The organism is Luteimonas sp. YGD11-2, from assembly GCF_004118975.1.
GTDB classification, from domain to species: domain Bacteria; phylum Pseudomonadota; class Gammaproteobacteria; order Xanthomonadales; family Xanthomonadaceae; genus Luteimonas; species Luteimonas muca.
Genome location: NZ_CP035376.1, coordinates 1,995,574 through 2,021,880, shown reverse-complemented (window position 1 = coordinate 2,021,880; position 26,307 = coordinate 1,995,574). Strand labels below are relative to the sequence as shown.

The 26,307-nt window shown below is 69.4% G+C and carries 20 protein-coding genes; 8 read left to right on the top strand and 12 right to left on the bottom strand.

All coding sequences use genetic code 11. The features are described from left to right. Positions 1-59 precede the first annotated feature (59 nt). The 3 genes from ERL55_RS09115 (at position 60) to ERL55_RS09105 (ending at position 6,361) form a co-directional block, all read left to right on the top strand. Complete coding sequence (locus ERL55_RS09115; RefSeq protein WP_129136144.1) at positions 60-2,345, top strand: TonB-dependent receptor; 2,286 nt, start codon at positions 60-62, stop codon at positions 2,343-2,345. Between the two features lie 142 nt (positions 2,346-2,487). Next, positions 2,488-5,808, top strand: a complete 3,321-nt coding sequence (locus ERL55_RS09110; RefSeq protein WP_241685738.1) for a PAS domain-containing hybrid sensor histidine kinase/response regulator — start codon at positions 2,488-2,490, stop codon at positions 5,806-5,808. 64 nt (positions 5,809-5,872) lie between these two features. Then, on the top strand, positions 5,873-6,361 hold the full coding sequence (locus ERL55_RS09105) for an 8-oxo-dGTP diphosphatase (RefSeq protein ID WP_129136143.1): 489 nt from the start codon (positions 5,873-5,875) through the stop codon (positions 6,359-6,361). A gap of 4 nt (positions 6,362-6,365) precedes the next feature. Here ERL55_RS09105 and ERL55_RS09100 read toward each other — a convergent pair whose 3' ends face one another. From ERL55_RS09100 to ERL55_RS09065, 8 genes are all read right to left on the bottom strand, one after another. After that, positions 6,366-7,649, bottom strand: coding sequence for a capsular biosynthesis protein (locus ERL55_RS09100; RefSeq protein WP_129136142.1), 1,284 nt, complete (start codon positions 7,647-7,649; stop codon positions 6,366-6,368). Beyond that, a complete protein-coding gene (locus tag ERL55_RS09095; protein WP_129136141.1) occupies positions 7,646-8,824 on the bottom strand; it encodes a glycosyltransferase family 2 protein in 1,179 nt (392 codons plus the stop codon). Before ERL55_RS09095 ends, ERL55_RS09100 begins: the two co-directional genes overlap by 4 nt. 1 nt (position 8,825) lies before the next feature. Further along, positions 8,826-9,731, bottom strand: coding sequence for a glycosyltransferase family A protein (locus ERL55_RS09090; RefSeq protein ID WP_129136140.1), 906 nt, complete (start codon positions 9,729-9,731; stop codon positions 8,826-8,828). After that, positions 9,728-11,146, bottom strand: coding sequence for a hypothetical protein (locus ERL55_RS09085; protein WP_206733302.1), 1,419 nt, complete (start codon positions 11,144-11,146; stop codon positions 9,728-9,730). Before ERL55_RS09085 ends, ERL55_RS09090 begins: the two co-directional genes overlap by 4 nt. A gap of 8 nt (positions 11,147-11,154) precedes the next feature. Beyond that, the gene (locus ERL55_RS09080; protein ID WP_164972168.1) at positions 11,155-12,504 is read right to left on the bottom strand and encodes an O-antigen ligase family protein; all 1,350 of its coding nucleotides are present in this window, start codon (positions 12,502-12,504) and stop codon (positions 11,155-11,157) included. A gap of 148 nt (positions 12,505-12,652) precedes the next feature. Next, entirely contained in the window at positions 12,653-13,390 is a 738-nt protein-coding gene (locus tag ERL55_RS09075; RefSeq protein ID WP_129136137.1) for a CpsD/CapB family tyrosine-protein kinase, read from the bottom strand. Between the two features lie 2 nt (positions 13,391-13,392). Further along, entirely contained in the window at positions 13,393-14,841 is a 1,449-nt protein-coding gene (locus tag ERL55_RS09070) for a Wzz/FepE/Etk N-terminal domain-containing protein (RefSeq protein WP_129136136.1), read from the bottom strand. Then, positions 14,841-15,740 (bottom strand): SLBB domain-containing protein, encoded by a 900-nt coding sequence (locus ERL55_RS09065; RefSeq protein ID WP_164972167.1) that lies wholly within the window; start codon positions 15,738-15,740, stop codon positions 14,841-14,843. The genes ERL55_RS09070 and ERL55_RS09065 overlap by 1 nt, the downstream gene beginning before the upstream one ends. A gap of 187 nt (positions 15,741-15,927) precedes the next feature. Here ERL55_RS09065 and ERL55_RS09060 point away from each other — a divergent pair, with 187 nt between their 5' ends. Beyond that, positions 15,928-17,175: a cellulase family glycosylhydrolase gene (locus tag ERL55_RS09060; RefSeq protein WP_164972166.1), complete on the top strand. Its 1,248-nt coding sequence runs from the start codon at positions 15,928-15,930 to the stop codon at positions 17,173-17,175. Positions 17,176-17,221: 46 nt separating this feature from the next. Here ERL55_RS09060 and ERL55_RS09055 read toward each other — a convergent pair whose 3' ends face one another. Then, positions 17,222-18,016 (bottom strand): WecB/TagA/CpsF family glycosyltransferase, encoded by a 795-nt coding sequence (locus ERL55_RS09055; RefSeq protein WP_164972165.1) that lies wholly within the window; start codon positions 18,014-18,016, stop codon positions 17,222-17,224. Between the two features lie 273 nt (positions 18,017-18,289). Here ERL55_RS09055 and ERL55_RS09050 point away from each other — a divergent pair, with 273 nt between their 5' ends. Continuing rightward, positions 18,290-19,993, top strand: coding sequence for a GMC family oxidoreductase (locus ERL55_RS09050; protein ID WP_129136132.1), 1,704 nt, complete (start codon positions 18,290-18,292; stop codon positions 19,991-19,993). Further along, positions 19,990-20,964, top strand: coding sequence for an NAD-dependent epimerase/dehydratase family protein (locus tag ERL55_RS09045; protein ID WP_129136131.1), 975 nt, complete (start codon positions 19,990-19,992; stop codon positions 20,962-20,964). The genes ERL55_RS09050 and ERL55_RS09045 overlap by 4 nt, the downstream gene beginning before the upstream one ends. Positions 20,965-20,980: 16 nt before the next feature. Here the strand turns inward: ERL55_RS09045 and ERL55_RS09040 are convergent, their stop codons facing one another. Then, entirely contained in the window at positions 20,981-22,201 is a 1,221-nt protein-coding gene (locus tag ERL55_RS09040; protein ID WP_129136130.1) for a hypothetical protein, read from the bottom strand. An 86-nt stretch (positions 22,202-22,287) separates the two neighbouring features. Continuing rightward, on the bottom strand, positions 22,288-23,679 hold the full coding sequence (locus ERL55_RS09035; protein ID WP_129136129.1) for an undecaprenyl-phosphate glucose phosphotransferase: 1,392 nt from the start codon (positions 23,677-23,679) through the stop codon (positions 22,288-22,290). Positions 23,680-23,912: 233 nt separating this feature from the next. Between ERL55_RS09035 and ERL55_RS09030 the strand changes: the two genes are divergently transcribed. Both ERL55_RS09030 and ERL55_RS15270 read left to right on the top strand, forming a co-directional pair. Further along, positions 23,913-24,872, top strand: coding sequence for a Crp/Fnr family transcriptional regulator (locus ERL55_RS09030; RefSeq protein WP_129136128.1), 960 nt, complete (start codon positions 23,913-23,915; stop codon positions 24,870-24,872). Beyond that, on the top strand, positions 24,781-25,620 hold the full coding sequence (locus ERL55_RS15270) for a Crp/Fnr family transcriptional regulator (protein ID WP_343132723.1): 840 nt from the start codon (positions 24,781-24,783) through the stop codon (positions 25,618-25,620). The genes ERL55_RS09030 and ERL55_RS15270 overlap by 92 nt, the downstream gene beginning before the upstream one ends. On the opposite strand, the gene ERL55_RS09020 is transcribed toward ERL55_RS15270, so the two are convergent. Beyond that, complete coding sequence (locus ERL55_RS09020) at positions 25,621-26,286, bottom strand: response regulator transcription factor (RefSeq protein ID WP_129136126.1); 666 nt, start codon at positions 26,284-26,286, stop codon at positions 25,621-25,623. Positions 26,287-26,307 lie beyond the last annotated feature (21 nt).

Sequence of the window (26,307 nt, the reverse complement as noted above, 5' to 3'; positions counted from 1 at the left end):
GCGGCCACGGTGCGCGCAGCGGCGCGCGCCACGAAGAGACAACCCGTGGGAGGGGACACATGAAGCACAGGAATCTGTTGGGCAGCCGGCTCGGCCTGGCGATCGCCATCGGCCTGTCGACGTTCGCGGCGCAGGCGCAGGACCCGGCGCAGCCCGCCGGCGGTGCATCGGCGCGCGCCGCGGATGCGACCACCCTCGACGGCATCGTCGTGACCGCACGCCGCCGCGCGGAGTCGATCCAGGACGTGCCGGTAGCCGTCAGCGCATTCGGCGAGGAGCAGCTGCGCGACCTGCAGGCCAACAACATCGATGGCCTGCAGGGCGCGGTGCCCAACCTCAACATCGTGCAGGGCCGCGGCTCGTCGAACACCGTCAACGTGTTCATCCGCGGCATCGGCCAGCCCGACTCGCTGCAGACCTTCGACCCCGGCGTCGGCATGTACGTCGACGACGTCTACTACTCGCGCATCAATGGTGCGCTGTTCTCGCTGTTCGACGTGCAGCAGGTGGAAGTGCTGCGTGGCCCGCAGGGCACGCTGTACGGCAAGAACTCCACCGGTGGCGCGATCAAGGTCACCACCAGGAACCCGCTCGACGACACCGGAGCAGCCGTCGAGTTCGGCACCGGCAGCTTCGGCCGCGTGGATGGCCGTGCCTACCTCGGCGAGCAGCTGAGCGATACCGCAGCCTTCAGCCTGGCCGGTGCGTGGCTGACCAACGATGGTTACGTGGAGGATCCCGCCACCGGCGAGGACTACAACGGCGAGGACACGATCTCCCTGCGCGGCAAGCTCGCGCTGCGCCCCAGCGATACCTTCAGCGCCACCGTCTCGGTCGACTACACCCGCCAGGACAACGCGCTCACCCTCGGCCAGCCCACCGCACCGCTGCTGCGCACCGATCTCGCGCTCGGCCAGGTGGTGCTGCTGCAGCCGTCCACCGGGGACTACGACTTCCGCACCCGTACCTCGTTCCGCCCCGGCCAGGGGCAGGAGATGACGCACAAGGGTGTCAGCGCCAACCTTCAATGGGAGCTCGGCGAGCAGTGGTCGCTCAAGAGCATCAGTGCCTGGCGCAAGCTCGATACCAGTTCCTTCATCGACATCGATGCGTCGGAGTGGGTGCTGGGTGACGTGCTGGTCGAGGTCGACCAGGAACAGGTCAGCCAGGAACTGCAACTGCAGTACGACAACGGCGGCAACCTGCAGGCGATATTCGGCGCGTATTACATGAACGAGACGCTGCCGTCGTACCAGGAAGCCTATGCCGACGACTTCTTCGGCTTCGCCGGCACGCCGATCGACTTCCTGCGCACGATCGACGACGACCTCGAGACCACCAGCGTCGCCGCCTTCGCCCACGTCAACTGGGAGTTCGCGCCGACCTGGACGCTGGCCGCCGGCCTGCGCTATTCGCGCGACGAGAAGGACTACTGGCGCACCACCAGCACCTACTGGGGTCCGATCCTGGCCGCGCTCAACGAGACCGTGGCATTCGACGGCAACCGGAGCTGGGATGCGTGGACGCCGTCGCTGAGCCTGCAGAAGGCTTTCAGCGACAACGTGATGGGGTATGTCTCGGCCAACCGCGGCTTCAAGTCGGGCGGCTTCAACGGCCGTGCCAACGCAGCCCTGGAGACGACGCGGGCGGTGTTCGACCCCGAGTTCGTGTGGACCTACGAAGCCGGCGTCAAGATGCGCTCGGATGATGGCCGCCTGACCGCCAACGTGGCTGCCTTCCACAGCAGCTACAAGGACTTCCAGGCGCGTGTCTCCGAGGTACTCAATCCGGATTCCCCGACGCCGACCTTCTCGTTCCCGGTGCTCAACGCCGCGGAAATGGAGATCAACGGGTTCGAGTTCGAGGGCGTGGCGCGCCTGGGTGACGCCACCCAGCTCAGCGGGCAGGTCAGCTGGATGGACGCGAGCTACAGGTCCTTCGAGGATCTGCGCACCACCGATCCGGCCAACCCGGCCTACGACCCGTCGCTGCACGAGCACGTGCCGTTCTCGCCGGACTGGACCGCGCGCATCGCCCTGCAGCACGCGTTCGACCTCGGCGGCAACGGTACTTTCACCGTGGGCGGCGACGTGGCCTACCGTGGCGATACCTGGCTGTCGGTGGACAACCGTCCGGGGCTGATGCAGGAGGCCTACACCACGGCCGGTGTGTTCACGTCGTGGGATTCGCCGCAGTACGCGTGGCAGGTGCGCGCCGGCGTGCGCAACCTCACCGACGAGCTGTATAAGATCGAGGGGCAGGAGTTCTCCTCGGTGGCCAACATCCAGACCGCGTACTACGCACCGCCGCGCAACTGGTACCTGACCGTCCGCCGCAACTTCTGACCACGCGCATCGCACCGTGCAACGCACAGGCCCCGGCATGTCCGGGGACTGTGTCGTGTGAGCAGTCGTGCAGCGCTGCGCTATGCTCGCGCGCCATGCCTGACCGCACCTCCTTCGCGCACTCGTCCATGGTCACGCCCCGGTGTTGAGCGTGGGGGCGGTACTGGCGGCGGCGATGCTGTGGCTGGGCATGATGTTCCTGGCCGGCATCTACGGTGAACGCCGCCCGCAGCTGTTCGCGCGGCACTGGCGCCACGTCTATGCGCTGTCGCTGGCGGTGCATTGCACCTCGTGGACCTTCTACGGCACGGTGACCCAGGCGGCGCGCTACGGCTGGCCGCTGCCGCCCACCTTCGTCGGCGCCATCCTGTTCTACCTGATCGCCTGGCGTTTCATGGCGCGGCTGGTGCGGCTGGCACGCGAGACCAATGCCACGTCGCTTGCCGACCTCATCGCCACGCGGCTGGGCAAGGACCCCTGGCTGGCCGCCACGGTCACCCTCGTCGCCGTGCTGGGCCTGCTGCCCTACATCGCGCTGCAGCTCAGGGCGGTGGCGATGAGCTACTCGGTGTTGACGGCCACCGGCTTCGCGGACCTGACGGAGATTCCGCCGTGGCGCGATGTCGGCCTGTACGTCGCGCTGGCGATGGCGGTGTTCGCGATGCTGTTCGGCACCCGGCGGACCAGTGCGGCCGAGCACAACCGCGGACTGGTGCTCGCGGTGGCGTTCGAGTCGGTGCTCAAGCTGGTGGCGATGCTGGTGCTGGGCCTGTTCGTGTGGGGCATCGCGCGCGACATGCCTGCGCTGCCGTCACTTCCCGCACAGGACCTCGATGGCTTCATGCCGCTGGTGTTGCTCGGTGCGCTGGCGATGTTCGTGCTGCCGCACCAGTTCCACGTCGCCGTCGTCGAATGTCGTGACGAGCGCGAGATCGGTGCCGCGCGCTGGCAGTTTCCGCTGTACCTGCTGCTGATCGGCGCCCCCGGCCTGCTGCTGGCCTACGTGGGCCTGGGGCTGCTGGGGGCGCACGTGCCGTCGGACATGTATGCGCTTGCGGTGCCGCTGTCGCAGGGCAGCGAGTCGGTGGCGCTGGTGGCCTTCCTGGGCGGCCTGAGTGCCGCCACCGGCATGGTGGTGATCAGCACGCTCACCCTCAGCCTGATGATCGGCAACCACTGGTTCGCGCCGGGCCTGCTGCGTGGCGCATGGGCGCGACGCGACCGCAATGACCATCGCGGCGACCTGCTGATGCTGCGCCGCGCCGGCATCGTGGTGATCATGCTGGCCGCATGGTCGTACGGCCGGGTGGTGGGCGACGCCAGCATGCTGGCCGATATCGGTGCGGTGTCGTTCTCGGCGCTGGCGACGCTGGCACCGCCACTGGCGTTCGCGATCTGGCGTCCGCAGACCCCGCCGCGTGCGGCGATCGCCGGCATCGTGGCGGCGTTCGTGGTCTGGGCCTGGGTGATGCTGGCACCCGCGCTGCTGCCGTCCGGGTGGTCCGCACAGCTGCCGGCTTGGGCCCGCCCACAGGCACTGTTCGGCCTGACGAGCTGGAGCCAGCTCGGCCGCGCGTTCGGCGCATCGCTGTTCGTGGGTACCGCGGCGATCACCGTGGTGGCCATGATCGATCGCCGCGAGCGCGACCGTCCGCTGGCGCGGGCCGATCTCGATGCGCTGCGCAATGCGGGCCGTCGCTTCCTGCCGGTGGGCCTGGTCGACCGCGTGCTGCGCGGCGCGCCACGCAGCGGGCCGGTGCCGACAGCGATCGAGGCACGGCTGGAGCGCGAGCTGTCGGCGGTGCTGGGCAGTGCGTCGACACGCCTGCTGCTGGACGCGGCGCGTCGCGAATCCGGTCCCGACCTCGATACCGTCGCCAGCATCGTCGGCGAGGCCTCGCAGGACCTGCGCTTCAACCAGCGCGTGCTGGAAGCCGCACTGGAGAACATGAGCCAGGGCATCAGCGTGGTCGATGCCGACCTGCAGCTGGTGGCGTGGAACTCGCGCTATGCACAGCTTTTCGGCTATCCGTCGCACCTGCTGCGGGTGGGCGTTCCGGTGGCGCGGCTGGTGCGCCACAACCTCGACCGCGGCCTGATCGGCGCGGTGGCGGTGGCGGGCGAAGTCGACAAGCGCCTCGCGCACATGCGGGCCGGCACGCCCTATGTGGCGGAACGCCGCTTTCCGGGCGGCGAAACCATCGAGATCCGCGGCAACCCGATGCCGGGGGGCGGCTTCGTCGCCACGTTCACCGACGTCACCGCGTTCCGCAACACCGAGCATGCGTTGCGGACCTCCAACGAAACCCTCGAGCAGCGCGTCGACGAGCGCACCCGCAGCCTCGACCAGGCACGCCGCGAGGCCGAGCGTGCGAACGAGGCCAAGAGCCGCTTCCTCGCAGCCGTGGGCCACGACCTGCTGCAGCCCCTGCACGCCGCACAACTGTTCACCGACGCGCTGCAACAGCAGCTCGGTCCGGCCCCGCAGGGCAGTGCGCCGCGCCTGCTGGGGCAGCTGCGCGGTGCACTGGATTCCACCACCGACCTGCTCACCGGCCTGTTCGACATGGCGCGGCTGGAAGCCGGTGGGCTGGTGCCGCAGCCGCGGGATTTCCCGCTGTCGGATGTGCTGGAACCGCTGGCGTCGGAGTTCCGCGCGCTCGCCGCCGAGCGCGGGCTGGCGTTCGACTTCGTGGCCACCCGGGCATGGACGCGCAGCGACCCGCAGCTGCTGCGCCGCGTGCTGCAGAACTTCCTGGCCAATGCGGTGCGCTACACATCGCGTGGCCGGGTGCTGCTGGGCGTGCGCCGCACGGGCGGCGCGCTGCGGGTGGAGGTGCATGACACCGGTCCGGGCATTCCGCTTCGGCAGCAGGCGCTCATCTTCGAGGAGTTCCGCCGTGGCGAGGGCAGTGCGGGGCAGGGGCTGGGACTGGGACTGGGGCTTGCGATCGCCGACCGCATCGCCCACCTGCTGGATGCGCGCATCTCGCTGCGCAGCCGCGAGCGGTCGGGAACCGTATTCGCACTCGACCTGCCGCAGGTCGCCGCGCCGGCGCACGACCGGCCCGGCCGGACGCACGCCGGCCTTGCAGGCGCCCACGTGCTGCTGCTCGACAACGAACCCGCAGCACTGGAAGCCCTCACGCGGCTGCTGGAAGGCTGGGGCTGCAGCGTGGCCGCCGTGTGCAATGGCCGCGAGGCCGACGTCGCGCTCGACGAGCGGCCGGCCGACCTGTGGCTGTTCGACTATCACCTCGATGACGGCGAGACCGGTACCGCCGTGGCGCAACGGCTGGGCGAGCGGCACGGTGCGCACGCGACGCTGATCCTCAGCGCCGACGCCACCGATGCGGTGCGCCGCGAGGTCGCCGATCTCGGCCTCGGCCTGTTGCAGAAGCCGGTGCGGCCGCTGGCGCTGAAGTCCACGCTGGACCGGTTGTGCGCGATGCGCGCGAACTGAGCACGGTACCGGCACCACCACCGCGGCTACCATGGCACCCGACGCCACCTGTCCAGCGCACCGCATGCCCTATACCCCGATCCTCGCCACCCTGGGCTACGTGTTGTCCGCCGACGGCCGCCAGGTGCTGCTGATCCACCGCAACGCACGCGCCAGCGACCAGCACCTCGGCAAGTACAACGGCCTGGGCGGCAAGCTGGAGGCCGACGAGGACATCGCCGCCGGCATGCGCCGCGAGATCCTCGAGGAGGCCGGGATCACCTGCGACGCCATGCAGCTGCGCGGCACGATCAGCTGGCCCGGCTTCGGCAAGGGCGGCGAGGACTGGTTCGGCTTCGTGTTCCTCGTCACCCGCTACAGCGGCACACCGCACGCGTCCAACGTCGAAGGCACGCTGGAGTGGGTGGAGATCGAGCGGCTGCTGGAGCTGCCGATGTGGGAAGGCGATCGGCACTTCGTGCCACTGGTGTTCGACGATGACCCGCGTGCCTTCCACATGGTGATGCCCTACCGCGACGGCCGCATGCAGTCGTGGTCGTGCTCGCGGTTCTGAGGCTCTATCGCGCCGCGCAGAGTTGCGCGGGCACCGGCTGCGCGACCTCGCGCAACGACAGCAGCACGACGCCGGCGAGGCTGAGCGCTTCGCCCACCAGCAGGCCGAACACCGCGCCGACCACGCCGAAGTGCTGCATGCCGACGTAGCTGACCATCAGCGACAGCACCGCGCTGAAGGTCGACAGCGCCGCCAGGGTGCGGAAGCGCTGTCGCGCCACCAGCAGGTAGATCAGCTGGTCACGCATCACCATCAGCACGAATACGGCCGACCACAGCAGCAACAGGGTGTCGCCGTCCTCGAAGTGCTTGTTGAGGACCTTGGCGAAGATCCAGTCACGCGTCAGCCACAGGGTGCCCAGGTAGACCAGCGAGGCGGCGGCCACGCCGGCTGCGAACAGGGTCAAGCGGCGCAGCACCACGGCAGCGCCCCAGGCGTGCAGCCAGGCCGACGTGAGCGGCAGCATCAGCGCGCCGATGCCCGTTGACAGCAGGTTGATCGGCATCAGCAACAGGCGCGTGGCGGCGATGGCCGCGATGGCGGCGACGTCGAGCGTGCCTGCCACCAGATAGTTGTAGCCGTGGCTGTAGCTCCAGTGGATCACCGCACCGGTCACCGCCCATGCACCGACGGGGGCGATGCGGCGCAGGATGCCGTGGTCGCCCGTGATGTCCCAGGCTTCCCGACTGCGCAGCAGCCTCTGCAACAGGCTGCCTCCGACCAGTGCAGCGAGGCCCAGCAGCACCGTGGTCGCCGCCGCGGGGCTGGGCAGGCGACTGGTGACCAGCGCCGCTGCCACCAGCAGCACGACATAGACGGTGTCGGCCCTGAGCACTTCCGTGGAGCGGCGGTAGGCCAGCAGGACCATGCGGAAGAACTCCCGGCGCAACGCTGCCGCAGCGGTGCCTATCGTCACCAGGACCAGCGGGCCGGTCTGCCGGTCGAGTACGCCGTTGACCCACAGCAGCAGGGTCGCGGTGGCCGCGACCAGGACCATCAGATGGCTCCACCGGCACTGCTCCCGGTAGATCGCGCCGGTCAGGGCGCCGCGGCCCTCGCGGTCCAGCGTGGTCATGCGGTGGATCATCGCCGGGCCGATGAAGGAGCGCTGCAGCGATGTCATCAGCATGAGGATGCTGGTGACCAGCACGAAATAACCGTACTGCAGTTCGCTGGCATGGCGGATCAGCAGCAGCCCGACCGCAAGGCTGCTTGCCGACAGCAGCGCCTGGTCGAGCACGGCGCCGCTGAACATGCGCACGAACAACCCGCGGGTCTCCGGCTTCATGGGTGGCGCTGCGTCCGGACCCAGCCTGCCGTGCGTGGCCCCAACATGGCCATCAGCTTCCAGGTGACGAAAACCGGCGCGGCAGCCAGATCCAGCAGGCCACGCGGTCCCGTTCCGCTCAACTGCCAGCCGCGCAGCACGTAGAGCGCGATGGCAAGGATGGAGATTGCCGGCCAGGCCAGCCAGAAGCTCCATGCCGGCTGCCAGAGGGCTGCGGCCGCGGCCATTGCCAGCAGCGCCGTCGCGGACAGCGCGAGGTAGGACAGCGGCGGGATCAGCAGGTCCATTGCGAGGTCCAGGCACAGGCGGCTGGGGCGGCGCAGGCCTGCATGCAGCAGTCGCAGCGCGTACTTCTTCGTCAGCGCGAAACGGCCCAGTTCCCAGCGTTGACGCTGCGGTGTCGCGGCTGCCCCGCCGGCTTCCATGTCGCCATCGGCATGGGCCTCGTCCGCATAGTGCACGCGCACGCCGGACAGCCCCAGTTCGAGGGTGTATTCGAGATCCTCGGTGAGCGAGTAGGCGCTGTAGGGCACCTGGTGCAGCAGCCCATGGGTCACGCACCAGCCGTTGCCACGCAGTCCGCAGGACAGGCCCAGGCGCTCGCGTCCGCGCGACCGCACGATATGGAAGGCGCCCTTGGCGATGGTGATCAGGCGCGTGCGCCAGGACGCATTCGGGTTGCGGACGCCGTAATGCGCCTGCACCGCGCGCGCACCGTGCTCCAGGCGCGTGGCAAAGGCCTCGAGCAGGTTGGGCGACACCCCGGTGTCGGCATCGACCACGACCACCGCGTCGGCCAGCGCGTCGCGGCGGCTGGCGTCGAAGGCGAAGGCCAGCGCGTGGCCCTTGCCACGGCGATGGTCGTCGTGACGTTCCAGCACCTGCGCACCCGCGGCGCGGGCAATGGCGGCGGTGGCGTCCGTGCAGTTGTCGGCGACGACCAGGATGCGGAACCGGTCGCGCGGCCAGTCGAGCGCCTGCAGGCTGGCAATGGTGCGGGCGATTCCGCCGGCCTCGTTGTGCGCGGGCACCACCACGTCGAAGTGCAGTTGCAGCCGTGATGGCGGCCGCGCCCGCGGGCGCGCGGAGAGCAGGGTCAGCAGCAGCAGGTAGAGGCCGCCGAGCAGGGTCGGCAGGGCGAGCAGCAGGAAACCGGACGACGCGACCACATCCATGTCAGGCGTACTCCCGATAGTGCCAACCCCAGAAGATGGTCAGCTTGCCGAGGTTGGCGGAGGCCCTGGTCAGCCAGTGCACCGCGTGATGGCGGCCGAACGGCAGGCTCAGCAGCGTGAGAAGCGAGGCGGCCAGCAGCTGCACACCGGCGCGCAACGCCAGCCGCAGGCGTGCGCCCAGGCCTTTGGCGCCGTAGCGGCCGGCCAGCGTGTGCCGGGCGAAATCCTGGCCACCGCGCAGTGCACGGCGCAGCAGCCAGCCGAGCGCCAGCCGGGTGGCCTCCACCGGCTCGTGGACGACGGCCTCGTCGCACCACACCAGCCTGGCGCCCGCCTGCGCCAGGCGCGCAAGCAGGTCTCCGTCCTCGCCGCCGGTCAGACCGTAGGCGGGATCGAAAGGGGTTGCCCCGCGCAGCAGCGATGCGCGCAGCACCAGGTTGCCGAAGCGCAACCGGTTGCGCGGAACGGTGTTCCCGGTCGGCATCCGCGCCCAGTCGTAGAAGCGCCCGCGGCGGATCCACGCCGGCGCGTCCGCGGGCACGATCGGTATCACCGGCCCGAGCACGCCGTCGGCCCGGTAATCGTGCACGGCGGCACATAGCCGCTGCAGCCAGTACGGCGGGGCCCGCTCGTCATCGTCGATGAAGGCGATCCAGTCGCCGCTGGCCAGCGCCACGCTGTGATTGCGCGTCAGCGAGATGTTCTTGACCGGTTGCCGGCCATAGCGCACCGGGAAGGGCAGCCCGCGGGCGACGCGCTCCGCCACCACCGCCTCGGCGCTGGCGTCGGGATCGTTGTCGACGATGACCAGCTCGTCCGGTGGACGCGCCTGCCCGGCGAGGTCGTCCAGCAGCAGCGCCAGCCGCAGCGGGCGCCGGTAGGTGGCGATGCACAGGCTCACGTTCATGCGGGTCTCCGGTCGATGCGTCGCGCGGCGGACACCATCGACAGCAGGTCCTTACGCGCGCGGAGCAGGTTCCAGCCCAGCAGCGCCACGGCCGTCCACTCCAGCAGCGGCATGACACCCAGCGACGGCAGCAGCAGAAGTGTCAGGATCACGAAGAACATCAGCCGCACCAGCGGCAGGCGCGTGTCCGGCCAGTCGCGGCCGGTGACCCGGTAGACGAGATAGGGCGCCCAGCGCGCCAGCACATGGGCGCCCAACGCCATCGCGCCGACCGCGGTGATCGGCACGAGGATCGCGAAGGCCGCGGTGCGCGCCAGTTGCAGCCCTGCGAAGGGCCAGATCCGGGTCTGCTTGTCCAGCCGGTTGTAGAAGCGGAACCACTGGTGCAGCAGCACCAGCAGGCCGGCCCAGACGGCGAGGTCGGCCATGTGGGGCGGCTCCGGCCAGCGCAGCAGGATGATCGCCAGTGCGGCACTGCCGATCGCCCAGATCCACGGACGCACCGCGGGCGTGGCGACGGGCGCGGCATGGAAGGCCGCGCTGAGCTTGGGATCGGATTCGTAGCGTGCGCCGATACGATCGTTGTCGACGTAGCCCAGCTCGTAGATCGCCCAGAACGACAGCAGCAACAGCCCGAGCCCCAGCACGTGCAGGACCGGCATGGCGGCCAGCCCCACCGACGCCAGGACCCAGAACGCGAAGTCCTCCTTGAGGATGCCGCGGATGATGTAGCGCTCGCCCGGGCGCTTGACCTGGCTCAGGTACTGGCCGGGCAGGTAGGTCCTTGCCAGCGCAGCGCGGAAGCAGGCATCCGGCCAGATGGTCAGCAGCGGCCGCCGGCACGCGTCCAGCAGCGGCAGGTCGTCCAGCGAATCGCTCAGCACCAGCGAGTCGGCGATCGTGCGGTCGCCCAGCTTTTCCTGCGCCATGCGCAGCTTTCCGATGCGGCGGTCGCGCGCGGAGGACAGCCCGGCGGCGATCACCCTGTGGGCCGGCAGCTCCAGCGCGGAGACCAGCGCCCCAACGATCGGCGCGAAGCCATTGGTGATGATGATGACGGCCGAGCGGTCGTGTGCACTGAGGGCGTCGATGAGTGGCCGGTTGCCATGCTCGGCCGCGAGGTGCCGCGCGCGCCGCAGCCAGCGCCAGCGCGTCCACGGCAGCAGCAGGGCGATCGTGCGGACCCGCCAGTAGTCGCGCGTCGCCACGCCGCCGGTCCAGCGCCAGGGCTGCAGCAGGTCCAGCACGCGCAACAGCACGATCGCGACGATGCCGGGGCAGGCGCAATCGATGAAGTCCTCGGTGGAATTGCGCAGGTACAGCGTTTCATCCAGGTCGATCAGCAGCGGGCCGTCGAAGTCGCGGATCGCCGACAGCGCCGCTTTCGGGGAGCGGGTATGCGCGGTCAGTCGCATCGCGGCGGTCATGGCGCGGCAACCCCGACGCGCGGCGCAGGGTGGGCGCGCGGCGCGGGGTGGTGCCGTGCCGCGGCGGGCGCAGGTACATGCCGCGCCCGGGGCATGCCGAACACGTCCCGCAGCCGGTGCTCGAGCAATGCACGCGACAGCGCCAGGCTCGCCGTGGTCATCACCACCATGCTCAGGGTGGTGACGTTGAGCCAGTGCGACTCGGACAGGTTGTTCACCGCCTGCTGGAAGAAGATCGCCAGGTACAGCGCGGCCTGGGCGCGGTCGATCTTCAGCAGCTGCAGGCACTGCGCCACGTGGACGATCAGATAGCCGAGCAGCACCACCAGGCCGACGCTGCCGAGGTCGTTGGCGATGTCCACGTAGCCGTTGTGCCCGGAGCCCGGGTAGAAATACAGCAGCCGCACCATTTCGTAGGCGGGCGAGCCATGTACCGGCCCGATCCAGTACGCGCCATAGCCGCCGCCAAGCCAGGGGTGCAGGCGGATCTGCTCGATCACGATCGCCCAGATCTCGGTGCGGCCGGTAAAGGTCAGGTCCTTGCCGGTGATCGCGGTGACCGGGGTCAGCAGCACTTCCAGGCCGGGTACCAGGCGCAGCACGGCCAGCGAATAGGCCAGCAGTGCGGTCACGAACAGCGCCGTCAGCCATGGCATCCAGCGGCGCAGACCCTTCGGCGAGCGCAGCAGCATCAGCAGGAAGATGCAGGTGAAGGCGCCGGTGACCAGGGCCGTCGAACTGCGCGACAGCAGCAGGCAGGCCGCAGCGATCGCCGCGCCGCCCAGCGCGGTCCACAAGCGGGTCTCGCGCGCGAGACCGGCATGCAGCCAGAAGATCAGGCCCAGGCAGGCCAGCGTGCCGAGGCTGTTCTTGTGGTTGGTCAGGCCGCGCCAGGCGCCGGCCAGCTCGGCTGCTGTCTCGTTGTGGATGGCCAGTTGCGGGAAGGCCACGCCGAATGCAAGCGAGCCGGCGAGCAGTGCGGTGATGATCGGACGCAGGACCTGCTGGAAGCGCCGCGGATGCCAGGCGACCAGGACCAGCGCGGCCGGGCACAGCAGGATCGCCGCGACCCGGATCATCCGCCGCAGGGTGATCCCCGGCTCGATCGACCACAGCACGCTGGCCGCGGCCAGCACCACGAATGCCACCAGGAACGGATTGACCCAGCGCAGCAGCAGCCAGGCCAGCCCTCCACGCCACAGCAGGAACGCCGTGCCGATGCCGATCAGTCCCAGCCACTGCAGGCGGCTGGTGGCGCTGCCTGAGGTCGGCATGTCGTCGGTGGTCAGGGCGGAGTAGTCGAAGCCCTCCGGCGTGGTGATCAGCACCACCAGCGCCCAGACCATTGCCGCAAGCAGCAGCGAAAAGCGGTCATCCCGGACCCACGACTGTCCGCCACCGCGCGTGGCAACGGCCGGTCCGCGCTCCCGCCACATCCCGTGCGCGGCAAGCGCGGGCGATCTGCGGGACGGGTTGCCGGGTGGGTTCATGGCGTCAGAAGTGGTTGATGACCGAACCCAGGATCTGCGCCCGGGTGGCCGCCAGGCGGCGCAGCATCTGCTTCGTGTCCTGGTAGCGGGTGTGCTGGGCGCGGGTCAGCACCAGTCCGCGCCGCGCCAGATTGATCACCGCCAATGCATCGGCGTAGGTATCCAGCGGCGGGGTGTCGATGACGATGAAGTCGTAGTCCTGGCGGTAGCGCCGCAGCGCCTGCTCGAAGGCAGGGCCCGACAACAGCTCCACGGGGTTGGATGGCGGTGCCCCGGCGGTATGCAGCATCAGGTGCGGCATCCCGCTGACCGGGTAGAGGCGTGGGGGTCGGCCGGACGCCAGCATCTGCGACAGCCCGTGGTGGTTGTCCATGCCGAACAGCAGGTGCTGGCGCGGATGGCGCATGTCGGCGTCCAGCAGCAGGGTCGGCCGCCCGAGTTGCGCGAAGGTGATGGCCAGCTCCGCGACCATCTGCGAGCGACCCTCGCCGCACCCGGAGCTGAGCAGGGTCACGACCTCCGCACGCTCGGTGCCGGTGTGGTCGCGGCGCATCATCAGTTCGGTGCGCAGGGCGCGAAGCTGCTCGCTGCGTGGCGCGTGCGGGTGGTGTGCAGGGGTCAGCGACAGGTCGGGATGCGCCATGCCGCCGACCAGGGAATGGCCCGGCTCGATCGAGGAGGCGCCGTCGTCCATCACCAGCAGTTCGTCGGCCATCGTGGGTGTGTCCATCGCTTCGCTCATGGTCAGGTCCGGAGGGCGGGCACGCTGGCGAATTCACCGAGCACGGGCAGGTCGTAATCACGCTCGAGGTCGTCGCGGCAACGCACCCGGCGGTTGAACAGGAGTTCGTAGGCGAGCGGAACCAGCAGCCCCAGCACGATCCCGGCGGCCAGTGCGAGGACCAGGTTCTTCAGCAGGTTCGGCTTGCTCGGCTTGAGCGGCTCGGGCGCCGGGCCCACGAAGCGCACGTTGGTGTAGTGCCCGCCGGAGGCGAACATGATCTGGTCGTAGCCTTCGAGCGCGCGGCGGTAGACCGACTGCGCCGAGTCCAGCTCCAGTTCGTACTTGCCAAGCTCGTCCTGCTGTTGCCGCGCGGCGATGACCTTCTCGCGCTGCTCGTCCACCGCCTGCTGCAGCCTGGCTTCGAGATCACGCGAGGCGGTGACGGTCGAGCTGGCATTGCGCCGGTAGTTGCCCATCTCGGCGTCTAGCGCGCCACGGCTGTGGCGGATCTGCGACTCCAGTTCCATCACCTGCGGGTGGCGCGGCCCCAGTGTCGCGCGCAGCTCGGCCATGCGCGCGGAGTCGGCGGCCAGCCTGGCCTTGAGGGTCTGCACCAGCGGCGAGTTCAGGACCTGGTCGCCGACCGAAAGGTCGCCCGACAGCTGCGACTCGGCGGTGCGGCGGGTGTTCCGGGTTTCCAGCAGGCGCTGCTCCAGGGTGCCCAGCATCTCCATCTCGATGTCGATCTTCGCGGTCGGGTCGATGGTGTCGTTGCGGGCGCGGAACGCGGTCACTTCTTCCTGGGCGCGCGCGACCTTCCCCTGCAGTTCCTGCAGTTGCTCGGTGTAGCGGTCGGCACGCTCGCGCGCGGGGCCGGTCAGGCGCGAGTGCTGCTGCTCGGCATAGACCTCGGCCAGCGTGTTGACCACCGCGGCGGCGCGCGCGGGCGTATTGGTGGAGTAGGTGATATGGATGAGCTGGCTGCCGAAGCGGCCCTGTTCGATGACGAGGTCGCGCTCCAGCCTGGACTTCACCCATTCGTCCAGGCGGTCCGGGCTGCCGTCGAAACCCGCGATATAACGCTCATCGCGGTTGAGCCCGAGCCTGCGCACCACTTCCAGCAACACTTCAGAACTGCGCATCAGTTCGATCTGCGTGGCCATGTAGCTGCCGAGCAGGCCGATCGGAAACTCCTTGCCACCGAGCGGATCGTAGATTTCGTAATTGACCATCAGCGTCGCGGTCGCGGTGTAGGTCCTGGGCAGCAGCTTCGACGCCGCCAGCGCCAGCAGCAGCGCACCCGCGACCACCGCCAGCGTCACCCTGCGCCAGGCCCAGACGATCGCCAGCAGCTGCAGCAGCGACAGCCCGGGATGCACGAAATGGCGCGGAACATAGGACGCGGCAGGCGTGTGGGACGCCGGCAGGCGCTCCGGTTCCGGCACGGCGGGGAGGTTCTGGCTGTCCATCAGAAGATGCGTTCCTTGACCAGGATGACGTCGTCGGCCTGCACGGGGTCGGTGAGCTGCGGGCGGAAGGTGACGTGCTGGCCATCGGCGTTGCGCCGGCGGATCTCCACGCGGTTGCTGCTGCCCCGCTGCGTCACGCCGCCACCGCGCGACATCGCCTGCACCACGGTCATGCCGGGCTCGAGCCGGTACATGTTGGGCGACTGCACTTCGCCGTGGATGTAGAACTGGCCCGCGCGCGGCACGAAGATCGAGTCACCACCCTGGACCGCGGGAGCCGCCTGCACGGCATCTCCGCGGGTGAGCGCGCGCAGGTCGACCGGGTGGCGCTGCATGGTGCCGTCGGCGTTGGGCCGGAGCAGGTAGATCGTGTCCGCACCGTCCTCGGTGGTGCCGCCGGCCTGCGCGATCAGGTCGAACACCGACACCCTGGACTCGATCGGAAAGCGCCCGGGCGACTGCACCTGGCCCAGCACCGACACCTGCTGGCTGCGGAATTCGACGAGGAAGATCGTGACCTGCGGATCGACCAGGAACTGGCCCTGGCGCAGCGCGTCGGCCACCCGTGCCGAAGCCTGCGCAGGTGACAGCCCTCCGATATGCACGGGCCCGGCGAGCGGCACCGGTGCAGTGCCGTCATCGGAGACATAGGTGGTCGTGTCCAGTTCCGGCCGGCCGAACACCTTGATGCTGATGGCGTCGCCCGGGCCCAGCTGGAGCATCGGGTCGGCGGCCGGGATTTCACCGGGCTGTTCGACGTCGAATGCGGTGGAAGCAGGTGCCGCCGGTTGTGCGATGGCCGGCAGCGCAAGCGCCAGCAGCAACAGCAGGGCTGCGATTGCGGACACCCGGCTGCTGCGGCTGGCAGCGCCCGGGTGCGGGAGCAGGCTGACGATCATGCGGCTGATCTCCATGGGTTCTGTGCCGGACCGACGCCGTCCGGCAGCCGGGCCGGGGCGGTGTCATGGCCCGATGTTCCGGAACCGCGCCCGACCCGTCTGTGCGATAGCAGACAGAAGGTGCGACATAGGAGGTCTAGCGTGCCCACCACGCGATGCCCGCCCGGGTGCCGCTGCTGGAGGGTTCATGGGCAAGACAATGCTCGGTGGCATGTGCCTGCTGGTGCTGGGATGGTTCCTGCTGGCCGGTGCCGCGCCTGCGCCGCCCATCCAGCCCGCCGCACCCGCCGCGCCCGTCGGGCCGCCGTCCGGCTATCACGTGCGCGCGGGCCAGGTGCACGACCGGGAGGGCAGGCCGATCCAGCTGCGCGGCATCAACCACTTCGGCTTCAACGCGCCGATCCTGCAGCCGCAGTTCCTGTGGAAGATGGGCTGGAAAGAGCAGATCGCACAGATCAGGGACCTCGGCTTCAACGCCGTGCGCCTGCCGTTCGTGCCCGACACCCTGCACGTGACCACGCCGGTGGACACGCTCAGCTGGCTGGACGGGGCGGAGAACCAGGCACTCGTGGGCAGGACGCCGCTACAGGTGCTGGACCTGTGGATGGAGGAGGCCGAGCGACAGGGGCTGTATGTGCTGCTGGACTTCCACAGCGTGTCCGCGCAGCGCCAGTACCCGACCTGGTTCCTCGACACGCCGGCCGACTTCGCACTGATGTACCACGGCCGCGCCTACACCGAGCAGGACTGGATCGATGATCTGGTGCTCGTCGCCCGGCGCTATGCGCACCTGCGCCATTTCATCGGCATCGACCTCTACAACGAGCCGCATGACATCGTGCGTTGGGCTGCGGGCGACCGCCGTGCGTCCGACCCGAAGTACCACTGGAAGACCGCGGCGGAGAAGGCGGCGGCGGCGGTGCTGGTGGCCAATCCCGACCTGCTGGTGTTCGTGGCCGGCATCACCGGCAACTGGGATGGCGTGGAGGATTCGCGGATCCCGATGAACTACGGCGAGAACCTGCAGCCGCAGGCCTACCAGCCGCTGGATATCCGCGCCGACAAGCTGGTGCTCAGCCCGCATACCTACGGCCCCGACGTCTACCGGAAAGCCACGTTCGACGCGCGCGGCTATCCGGCCAACCTTGGCGCGCACTGGGAGCTTCTGTTCGGGCAGTTCCATCCGCGCCATGCGGTGGTGATCGGCGAATGGGGCGGCCATTACGGGCATGGTCCCGATGCCGATCCGGCCGACGTCGCGTGGCAGGACGCCCTGGTCGACTATCTGCAGGACAAGGGTATCCACAGCAGTTTCTACTGGTGCTACACGCCCAACAGCGAGGGCACCGGCGGCATCCTCGATGACGATCTGCAGGTGCGCGAGGACAAGATGGCGCTGCTGCGCCGGCACTGGGATGCGGGGGATCGTCGATAGGGTGCCTGCGCGCAGGCTGTGCAGAGCCGTGCCGGGCCCCGACCGCTCAGCGCGGCGCGACGGGCGACGGTTGCGCCGCATCGCTGCCCGCGGGAGCGAGAGCGCGAGCACTTGCGTTGGCCTGCCGCAGCACGACGTCGGTCCGCCGCAGCAGGCCGAATACACGCGGTCCACGCAGCAGGTAACGGCGGGCAAGCCGGTCCGGTTCCTGCATCAACCGGTAGGCCCACTCGAATCCGCTGCGCTGCATCCAGCGCGGGGCGCGCGTCTGGGTGCCGGTGATGAAGTGCACCGCCGCACCGATGCACAGGGCCAGCCCGCGCGCACGCCCGCGCTGCTGCAGGTGGCGCGCGATGATTTCCTGCTGCGGCGAGCCGATGGCCAACAGGCAGAAGCGGAACGGGCTGTGGGTTTCGATGAAGCGCAGGCAGTCCTCGACCGCGTCCGGGTCGTGGATGAAGCCCATCGGCGGGTTGTAATGCACCAGCTGCTGCAGTCCGTATCGCGATTCGAGCAGGCGTGCCTGCTCGTCCGGGCCGCCGATCAGTACCAGCGGGTCATCGGGATGCACCACCTCGGCAAACAGCCGCGCCACCAGGTCGCTGCCCGCACACACCGGCAGGTCCGTGCCGCGGGTCAGGCGCAACAGATGCGACAGGAAGCGGCTGTCGAGCAGCACGAAACCGGCATCGGCATACAGGGCACGGAACCCGGCATCCTCGTGCAGGCGTATCAGGTGGTCGACATTCGGGGTGACCATGTAGGCATAGCCGTGGTGCCCGAAGCGCGCCGCCAGGTCGGTGAACGCATCGAGGTCGTAGTCGTCCAGATGCCAGGCCATGCGCCGGGAGCTCGCAGGCGATGCCCCGGGTGCGGTGTGTATGGCAGGCGGCTGCGCGTGTTCGACACCCATGCTCGATCTCCGGTTCACAGGGCGCCCCGGAGGGCGGTATCCGACAGAGGGCACCGTAGTCGCCACCCCGGCGCCCGTCTGTATGCTGCCGAACACAGCCTGCGCACCACGCTCTGTGTGGAGTCGAACAGACGAACGCACCTTGCGGAGAACAGACTGCGACTGGTCCTGCGCCGCAGGGCTCCGCAGGGGGCGTGAGCGATGTTCTTCGATGCACTGGATCTGGACCCCGGCGATGACGGGCTGAGCGCGGACATCTGCATCGTGGGTGCCGGTGCGGCCGGCATCACCCTGGGGTTGCAGCTCATCGACAGCGGATACGACGTGCTGCTGCTGGAAGCGGGCGGACGCCGCGACGACGCCGCGACCCAGGCGCTGTATGCCGGACAGGTGCAGGACGCGGCACGGCATCCCCCGCTGGACCGCTACCGTGTTCGCCGGTATGGCGGCTCCACCACGCTGTGGGGCGGGCGTTGCGTGCCCTTCGACCCGATCGACTTCGAGCCGCGCGCGCATGTGCCCGACAGCGGCTGGCCGATCGGTTTCGAAGACGTGGCGGCCTATTACCCGCAGGCCAACGCCCTCTGCGAGGCCGGCCGGTTCGCGTATTCGGCCGCCGCGGCATTTGCGAGCCCCGGGTCGCCGCTGATCGCCGGCTTCCGCAGCCGCGATTTCGACACCGATGCCCTCGAGCGTTTCAGCCGGCCCACCGACTTCGGCGCGCGCTATGCGCCGCGGCTGCAGGCGGCGCGCAACGTGCGCGTGCTGCTGCACGCCAATGTCACCGCGCTGGAAGTCGGCGACAGTGGCACGCAGGTGTGCTCGGTGCAGGTGCGCACGCTGACCGGCAAGCACATGCGGGTACGGGCCCGTTGTTTCGTCGTGGCGACCGGAGGCCTGGAGGTGGCGCGGCTGCTGCTGGCCAGCCGCGACCGGCATCCGGCCGGGATCGGCAACGCGCATCACGTGGTGGGGCGCTACTACATGTCCCACCTGGCCGGCACCATCGGCACCCTGGTGGTGGATGGCCCGGTCTCCGCGGTCAGCCACGGCTACCGGCGCGATGCGGATGGCATCTACTGCCGCCGCCGTTTCGCGCTCTCGGCACACAGCCAGCGACGTCTGGGAACCGGCAACTTCATTGCCCGGCTGCATCATCCGCGCATTACCGACCCGGCACACCGCTGCGGCCCGCTGTCGCTGCTGTATCTGGCCAGGCCGTTCATCCCGTACGAATACGCGAAGCGGCTGCATGGCGACGCCCGCGTCGATGCGCGGACCTGGCTGGCTCACCTGCGCAACCTGGCTGCGGATCTGCCGGGTACCGCCGCGTTCGGATGGCACCTCTTCACCCGGCGCCGACTGGCATCTCGCAAGTTTCCATCCATCATCGTGCACCCGAAGGCGAACCGTTTCAGTGTGGACTTCCATGCCGAGCAACTGCCCAACCGCGAGAGCCGCGTGAGCCTGTGCGGAACGCGCGATGCGCTTGGCATGCCGCAGCTGCTGGTGGACTGGCGGCATGCGCCGGGCGACGTGCACACCGTGCGCACCGCGCTGGCGGTGCTGGCCCGCGACCTGCGCGAGAGCGGCGTCGGGCGGCTCGATTACGACCCCGCGACCGTGGAGGCGGAGATGCTGCGCTACGGTGCCTACGGCGGCCATCACATCGGCACCGCCCGGATGGGAACCGACCCGCGTCGCAGCGTGGTCGACGGCGACGGTCGCGTGCACGGCATGGAGAACCTGTACGTGGCCGGCGCGGCGGTGTTCCCGACCTCCAGCCAGGCCAATCCCACCCTGACCATCGTGGCCCTGGCACTGCGGCTGGCCGATCACCTGCAGGCACGGCTGGCGCGCCCCGTGGTCGGCGTGTCGGCCGGGCACGCACGGGAGCACGCGTGACGCAGCGGGTGCTGGTGCTGGGCGGAAGCGGGTATGTCGGTCGCCATGTCGCGCGCGCGCTCGCCGCGGCACGCGTCGGCCCGGTGGTGGCCGCGGCACGGCGGCCGCCGCAGACGTCGCCGGGCATCGGGAGCGTGGCCCTGGATGCCACAAATGCGGAGCGCCTGGCGGCTGCGATCCGTGACGTGGACTGGGTGGTCAATTGCGTGTCCGGCGACGCCGCAACGCTGCGTGCCAGTGCCGACGCGCTGGCACGTGCGGTCGCCGGGGCGCCGCTGCCACCGGGCGTCGTGCACCTGAGTTCGATGGCGGTATACGGCAGCGCCGAAGGCATGGTCGACGAGCGCACGCTACCGGTCGGCCGCCTGGGCGACTACGCGGCTGCCAAGCTGGGGGCCGAGCGCGCGCTTGCGGACATGCCACGGCGCGTGATCCTGCGTCCCGGTTGCATCCATGGGCGTGGCAGCCCGCAGTGGAGCCTGCGCATCGCGGACCTGCTGCGCAGCGGACGCATCGGCGACCTGGGCAGCGCCGGCGAGGGCCGCTGCAATCTGGTGCATATCGACGATGTCTCGGCCGCGGTCGTGGCCGCGATCGGCACGCCCGAGGCAATCGGCGGGAGCTTCAACCTGGCGATTCCCGACCCCCCGACCTGGAACGGGTACTTCGCCATCTATGCGCGCGCGCTGGGGCTCAGCCCCGCACCGGTACCCGGCTATCGGCTCCGGCTGGAGGCGATCGCCGCGCCGCTGCGGGTCGCCGGGCAAGGCATGAGGCGCCGCGCCGGCGTCGGCGCCTCCACGGAATCCGCCGCGCCGATCCCGCCTTCGCTGTTGCGCCTGTGGCGCCAGGCGATCGTGCTCGATTCGCGCAGGGCAGAGGACGTGCTGCGCATCGCGTGGATCCCACTGGAACAGGGGGTGGCCGCAAGTGCCGACGGCTCCGACCTGCGGGAGTGCGCGGCGGGCTGAGCGGCGCGGCCCGTGATCAGTAGCGGCGGTCCGCCGCCTCGGTGGGCTGGGCGCTGCCGAAACGGATGCGTACTTCCAGGCCCACCACGTACTTGTCGTAGCGCTGCTCACGGTAGTTCGAGCTGCGGTCGCGGACGTGGGCGTAGGGATGCAGCCCCAGCCACGGCAGTGGCGAATACTGGGCGCGCAGGAACGCCGAGCGCTGGCGGTCGTTGCGCATCGGCTCGCCGGCCTGCTGGAACCGCGCGCTTTCCTGGAACTCGTTGCGGCTCCATTCCAGTCCTGCCTGCACGGCGGTCCTGGCGCTCGGCTGCCAGCGCAGGGTGGTGCGCACCCCTGTTTCGATCATCGACTCGGGCCCGTAGGAGAAGGAACTGATCTGGCGGAACAGCTCGAGGTCGGCCGAGGTGACGCCGCTGAAGGTTCGCTCCATCGACAGGAGCCCGGTCACGGCGGAAGTGTCGTTGTCGGCGTTGCGGCGGTCGCGGCGGCGGCTGTGGCCCAGGCGTGCGTTCAAGCGCGACAGGCCGCTGGCGGCGTAGGTGGCGACCGCCTCCACGCTGATCTGGTCGAACGGCTCGTCGCCCAGCAGCGTGCCGGTGAAGCGGCCATCGAGGTATTCGGCACGCAGGCCGGCATTGAACAGGCCCAGGCCGCTGTGGCGCAGTTCGGTGCTGAAGCTGTCCTCTTCCAGCGCGAAATGCGGCAGCCCCACCAGCGGGAGTTCCAGCTGCCGGCTGCGGACGGTGTTCTGCAGGCGCCAGTCCGCACCGATGTCCAGGTTCAGCGCCGCGGTCCCGATGCGCTCGTCCTCCATCGCCAGTTCGTCGCTCTGGCGCTCGGCGAGCGCTGCCATGCGCCGTTCCTGGCGCCACTCCAGCAGCCCGTCCACGCGGGGTCCGAGGCGCCAGTCCAGCGCGGTGCTCCAGCGATGGTGGCTGTGGTCGAGCTGGCCGAAGCGCTGGAAGTCGTTGCGTCCGGCATGGATGCCGGCGCGCAGCGTCTGCTGGCCCAGCGTGTACTGGAGGTCGGCCCCGATGCTGGCGCGTCGCACCGTGTCCGACAACGCCGGACTGCCGGTGGTGCGTTCGGCCTCGTCGCGATCCGCGAAACCGAAGACGTTCGAGTCGTGCTCCACGCTCACCGCGGCGAATGGCGAGAAGGCGGACTGGCCGGACGCCGCGGCCGGCATCAGGCACAGCGCCACAAGCCCGGTCCCCACAACTTTGATGTGCATGTAGCGTTCCTTTCCCCGGTTGTCACGGCGTCGCTGCCGGCGCGGTCGATGGCGGTGATGCGCGCCCGGCGCCTGCGCTGGCCCGATCAATAGATGTTTCGCGAGAACAACGAGAAGGGCGTTCTCATCAGGATCTTGATGTCCAGCCACAACGACCAGTTGTTGATGTACGCCAGGTCCTGTTCGACGCGCCGCTGCATCTTGTCGAGTGTTTCGGTTTCCCCGCGGTGGCCGGTGACCTGCGCCAGCCCGGTGATGCCGGGTTTGATGCGGTGCCGCGCCATGTACGCGAGGATCTTGTCGCAGTAGTACTGGTTGTGGGTGACGGCGTGCGGGCGCGGCCCGACCAGTGACATCTCGCCACGCAGCACGTTGAGGAGCTGGGGCAGCTCGTCGATCGACGTGCGTCGGATGAAGCGGCCCACGCGCGTCACGCGGTCGTCGTCGCGGGTGGCCTGCCTGACCTCGCCATCGTGGTGCACGCGCATCGAGCGGAACTTGAAGATGTGGATCACCTCGCCGTTCCAACCATGCCTCGGCTGCCGGAACAGGACCGGCCCCGGCGACGACAGCTTCACCGCGATTGCCGTGGCGAGCAGCAACGGGCCCAGGGCGAGCAGCCCCAGCACCGCGATCGTGCGGTCGATCAGGCCCTTGCTGAAAACCGCGGCCGGGTGCGAACTGAGCGGCGCCTCGTTGAGGTAGATCACCGGCAACTGGTCGATCTGCGCGATCGACTGGTTGAGCAGCGGCATGCGGCCGAAGTCCGGAACCCACACCACGTCGACGCTCATGTCGAGCAGCCCGAGGTAGAGCTGTTCGATGCGCGCCATCTCCTCCAGCGTCACGGCGATATACACCCGACGCACGCGATGCTGCTCGGTGATCGCCTGCAGGTCGGGCAGGTTGCCGAGCACCGGGAAACGGCCATCGCGGGTGGACTGGTCGGCAGTGGGCGGCACCATGCCCACCAGCGGGATGCGGTTGGATGCATGCAACCGCTGGGCAAGCTCGTACGCGCGCGGGCTGGTGCCGATGATGATCGCGGTGCGCTCGCGATTGAGCCTGCGTGCATGCAGCATGGCGAAATAGCGCAGCGGCATGAAGGCGATGGCCTGGACGACGAAGCCGAGCAGTGCCCACTCCAACAGGATCCGGCTGGCGAACAGCGCGTTGCTCTCGCTGATGTAGAGGATGCCGGCAAGCCCCGCCAGCAACGTCACCCAGCCGGCGGCCAGGTGCAGCAGACCCGACAGGTAGCTGTAGCGCTTGTGGTACACGCGCAGGAGCATGTAGGCCGGCACGGAGCCGAGAACGGTCAGTGCGACCAGCAGCCGGTACTCCCCCGGTACCTCACCGAAGTGGCTGATGGCGAGGTAGCAGAGAACCGCGCTCCCGAGGCTGATGCCGCACACCCACTGTCCCCAGAACGTCAGGCCATGGCGATTGGCCGCAGGGTTGGCGCGTTGGGCGAGCATCGGAGCCTCCGGGGCAGAGGTGCTGGGCGTCTTCAGTGGGGTGGCATCCGGTCGCGGCGACAGCGGTGCCTGTGGCAACACGCTAGGGCGACGGTCCCGCGCTGTCGGTGCGGCGTCGTACACATGGTTTTGTCGGCTTGACTTTCAGGATAGGATCCGCATCACGGCGCAGGATCGATGTCCTGTGTTGACGTGGCGGCCGGGGCGGTACGCACCAGGGGGGCCGGGAGCGCATGAGAGACAGCAGTTCGGGAGATGTCCCGGGGGCGGGCAATGCCCTGCTTCGCCAGGCGGTGGGCCTGGCCGGCGAGCCCTTGCTGGAACAGGTCGAGCGTGTGCAGTGCCGCGAAGGCCAGGTGCTGCATGAGCCCGACGACGTCATGCGCCACGTCTACTTTCCGGTCGACGGCCTGGTGTCGCTGCTGCATGTGATGGAATCGGGCAACTTCGCCGAGACCGCACTGGTGGGCAATGACGGCGTGGTGGGGGTTGCGCTGGTGATGGGCGGGGAAAGCATGCCGCTGCGTGCGCAGGTGCATGTGGGCGGGCAGCTCTGCCGCCTGCGCAGCGACGTCCTCAGGCAATGCCTGGTTGAAGTGCCGGCCATGCAGCAGCTGTTCCTGCGCTATGCGCAGACCCTGCTGACGCAGATGGGGCAGGTGGCCGCCTGCAATCGCCACCACACGCTCGACCAGCAGTTCAGCAGGCGACTGCTGATGAGCCTCGACCGGCTGCCGCTGCAGGAGCTGCGGATGACCCAGGAATCGGTGGCGCAGATGCTGGGCGTGCGCCGCGAGAGCGTGACGCTGGCGGCCAACAAGCTGCACAAGGCGGGGGTGATCCGCTACAGCCGCGGTCTTATCCGCGTGCTGGATCGCGACAGCCTCGAGGGCCTGACCTGCGAATGCTATGCGGTCATGGGCCGGGAGCTGCAACGGCTGAGCCGGCGGCCTGTGGACGTCCGCCACGAGGGTTCCTTTGTGGGCTTGCGTACCGACGGCGCCGTGAAGGCGCGGCATGCTGCCGCCGATGGTGATTCCGAGGGGTTCGCGAATGCCGCAGATGGGGCCCACGGCCGACGCAGGGGAGGCGATCGACGCCATGCCTCCGACCGCCGCTGTCGCGGCATCGCCATCTCGTTTCCCGATCGAAGACTTCGGACCGAGCGGCGCAAGTCGAACCCGGAATCCTGACGACTTCAACGCCTCGCGCAACCGGCTGCTGCGGCAGCTGGAACCGGATGACCTGTTGCGCATGGGCGACCAGTGCGAGCCGGTGTGGCTGGCGGCCGGGGAAGCGCTGGGGCACATGGGTGGACCACTCAGCCATGTCTACTACCCGGTGACGGCGACGATCGCGCTGATGGCGCAGGCCGACCAGCTCGCCGGCCTGCAGGTGACGCTGATCGGACGGGAAGGTCTACTGGCAAGCCCCGTCATCGATGGGCCGGCGATGTCTCCGCTCAACGCACTCGTACGCACCGGCGGCTGGACCTGGCGCATGGGTGCCGACGCATTCCGCGCCGAGGTCGCATTGAACCCGCGCCTGCGCGGCATGCTCGATCATTACCTCTACGTGCTGCTCGGCGAGGCCTCCCGGGTTTCCGCATGTACCCGCTTCCATGGCGTGGAGGCACGGCTGGCGCGATGGTTGCTGACGCTGGCCGATCGCGTCGGCGCGTGCGGCTTTCCGCTCAAACTCCAGGTGATGGCGGACATGCTGGGCACGCAACGCTCTGGTGTGTCGGTGGCGACGATGCGCCTCCGCCAGCATGGTCTGATCCGCTACAGCCGCGGGAGCGTGGTGATCGTCGACCTGCGCGCACTGGAACGCAGCGCATGCGACTGCTATCGCTGGGCCAACCAGCTGCGTGATCACATGCTGCATGTCGAGGCTGCGCCGCACGCCGGGGACGGGAACGCTCCCGCACGGACGGATTGATCAGCTTTCGACCCGGCCCGCGGGGTCGCTGATCTCGAGCCCGCGCAGGATCACCCCGGCCTGGGTGCGGTTGCGCGCGCCGAGCTTCTCGAAGATCGCCGACAGATGCGCCTTGACGGTGCGTTCCTGCACGTCGAGGCGATCGGCGATCTGCTTGTTGAGCAGGCCCTCGGCCACCAGTGCCAGCACGCGGAACTGCTGCGGGGTGAGGCTGGCCAGGCGCGCGGCGAGATCCGCATCGCCCGGGGCCGACTCCGCGCGCGACACCGCGCCACGCAATGCCGGTGGCAGCCATTGCCGGCAGTCGAGCACGGCCCGGATCGCGTCGCGCATCTCGTCGAGGCCGGCGCTCTTGGGGATATAGCCCGCCGCGCCATGGTCGAGTGCACGACGCACGATCTGCGGATCCTCGTTGGCCGACACCAGCACCACCGCGACGGCGGGAAACTGCGCGCGCAATGCCGCCAGGCCGGCGAGACCGTGGTTGCCGGGCATATGCAGGTCCAGCAGCACGAGGTCGATGTCGGCGCGCGTTTCAAGCGTCGCCATCACGTCGTCGAGGGTGCCCGCCTCGCAGGTCTGGATGTCATCTGCGGCCTCGTCGGCCGCACCACGCAGCGCCGCGCGGAACAGCGGGTGGTCGTCGGCGATCAGCAGGGTCGGCATGGCGCGATTGTAGCCATCGCA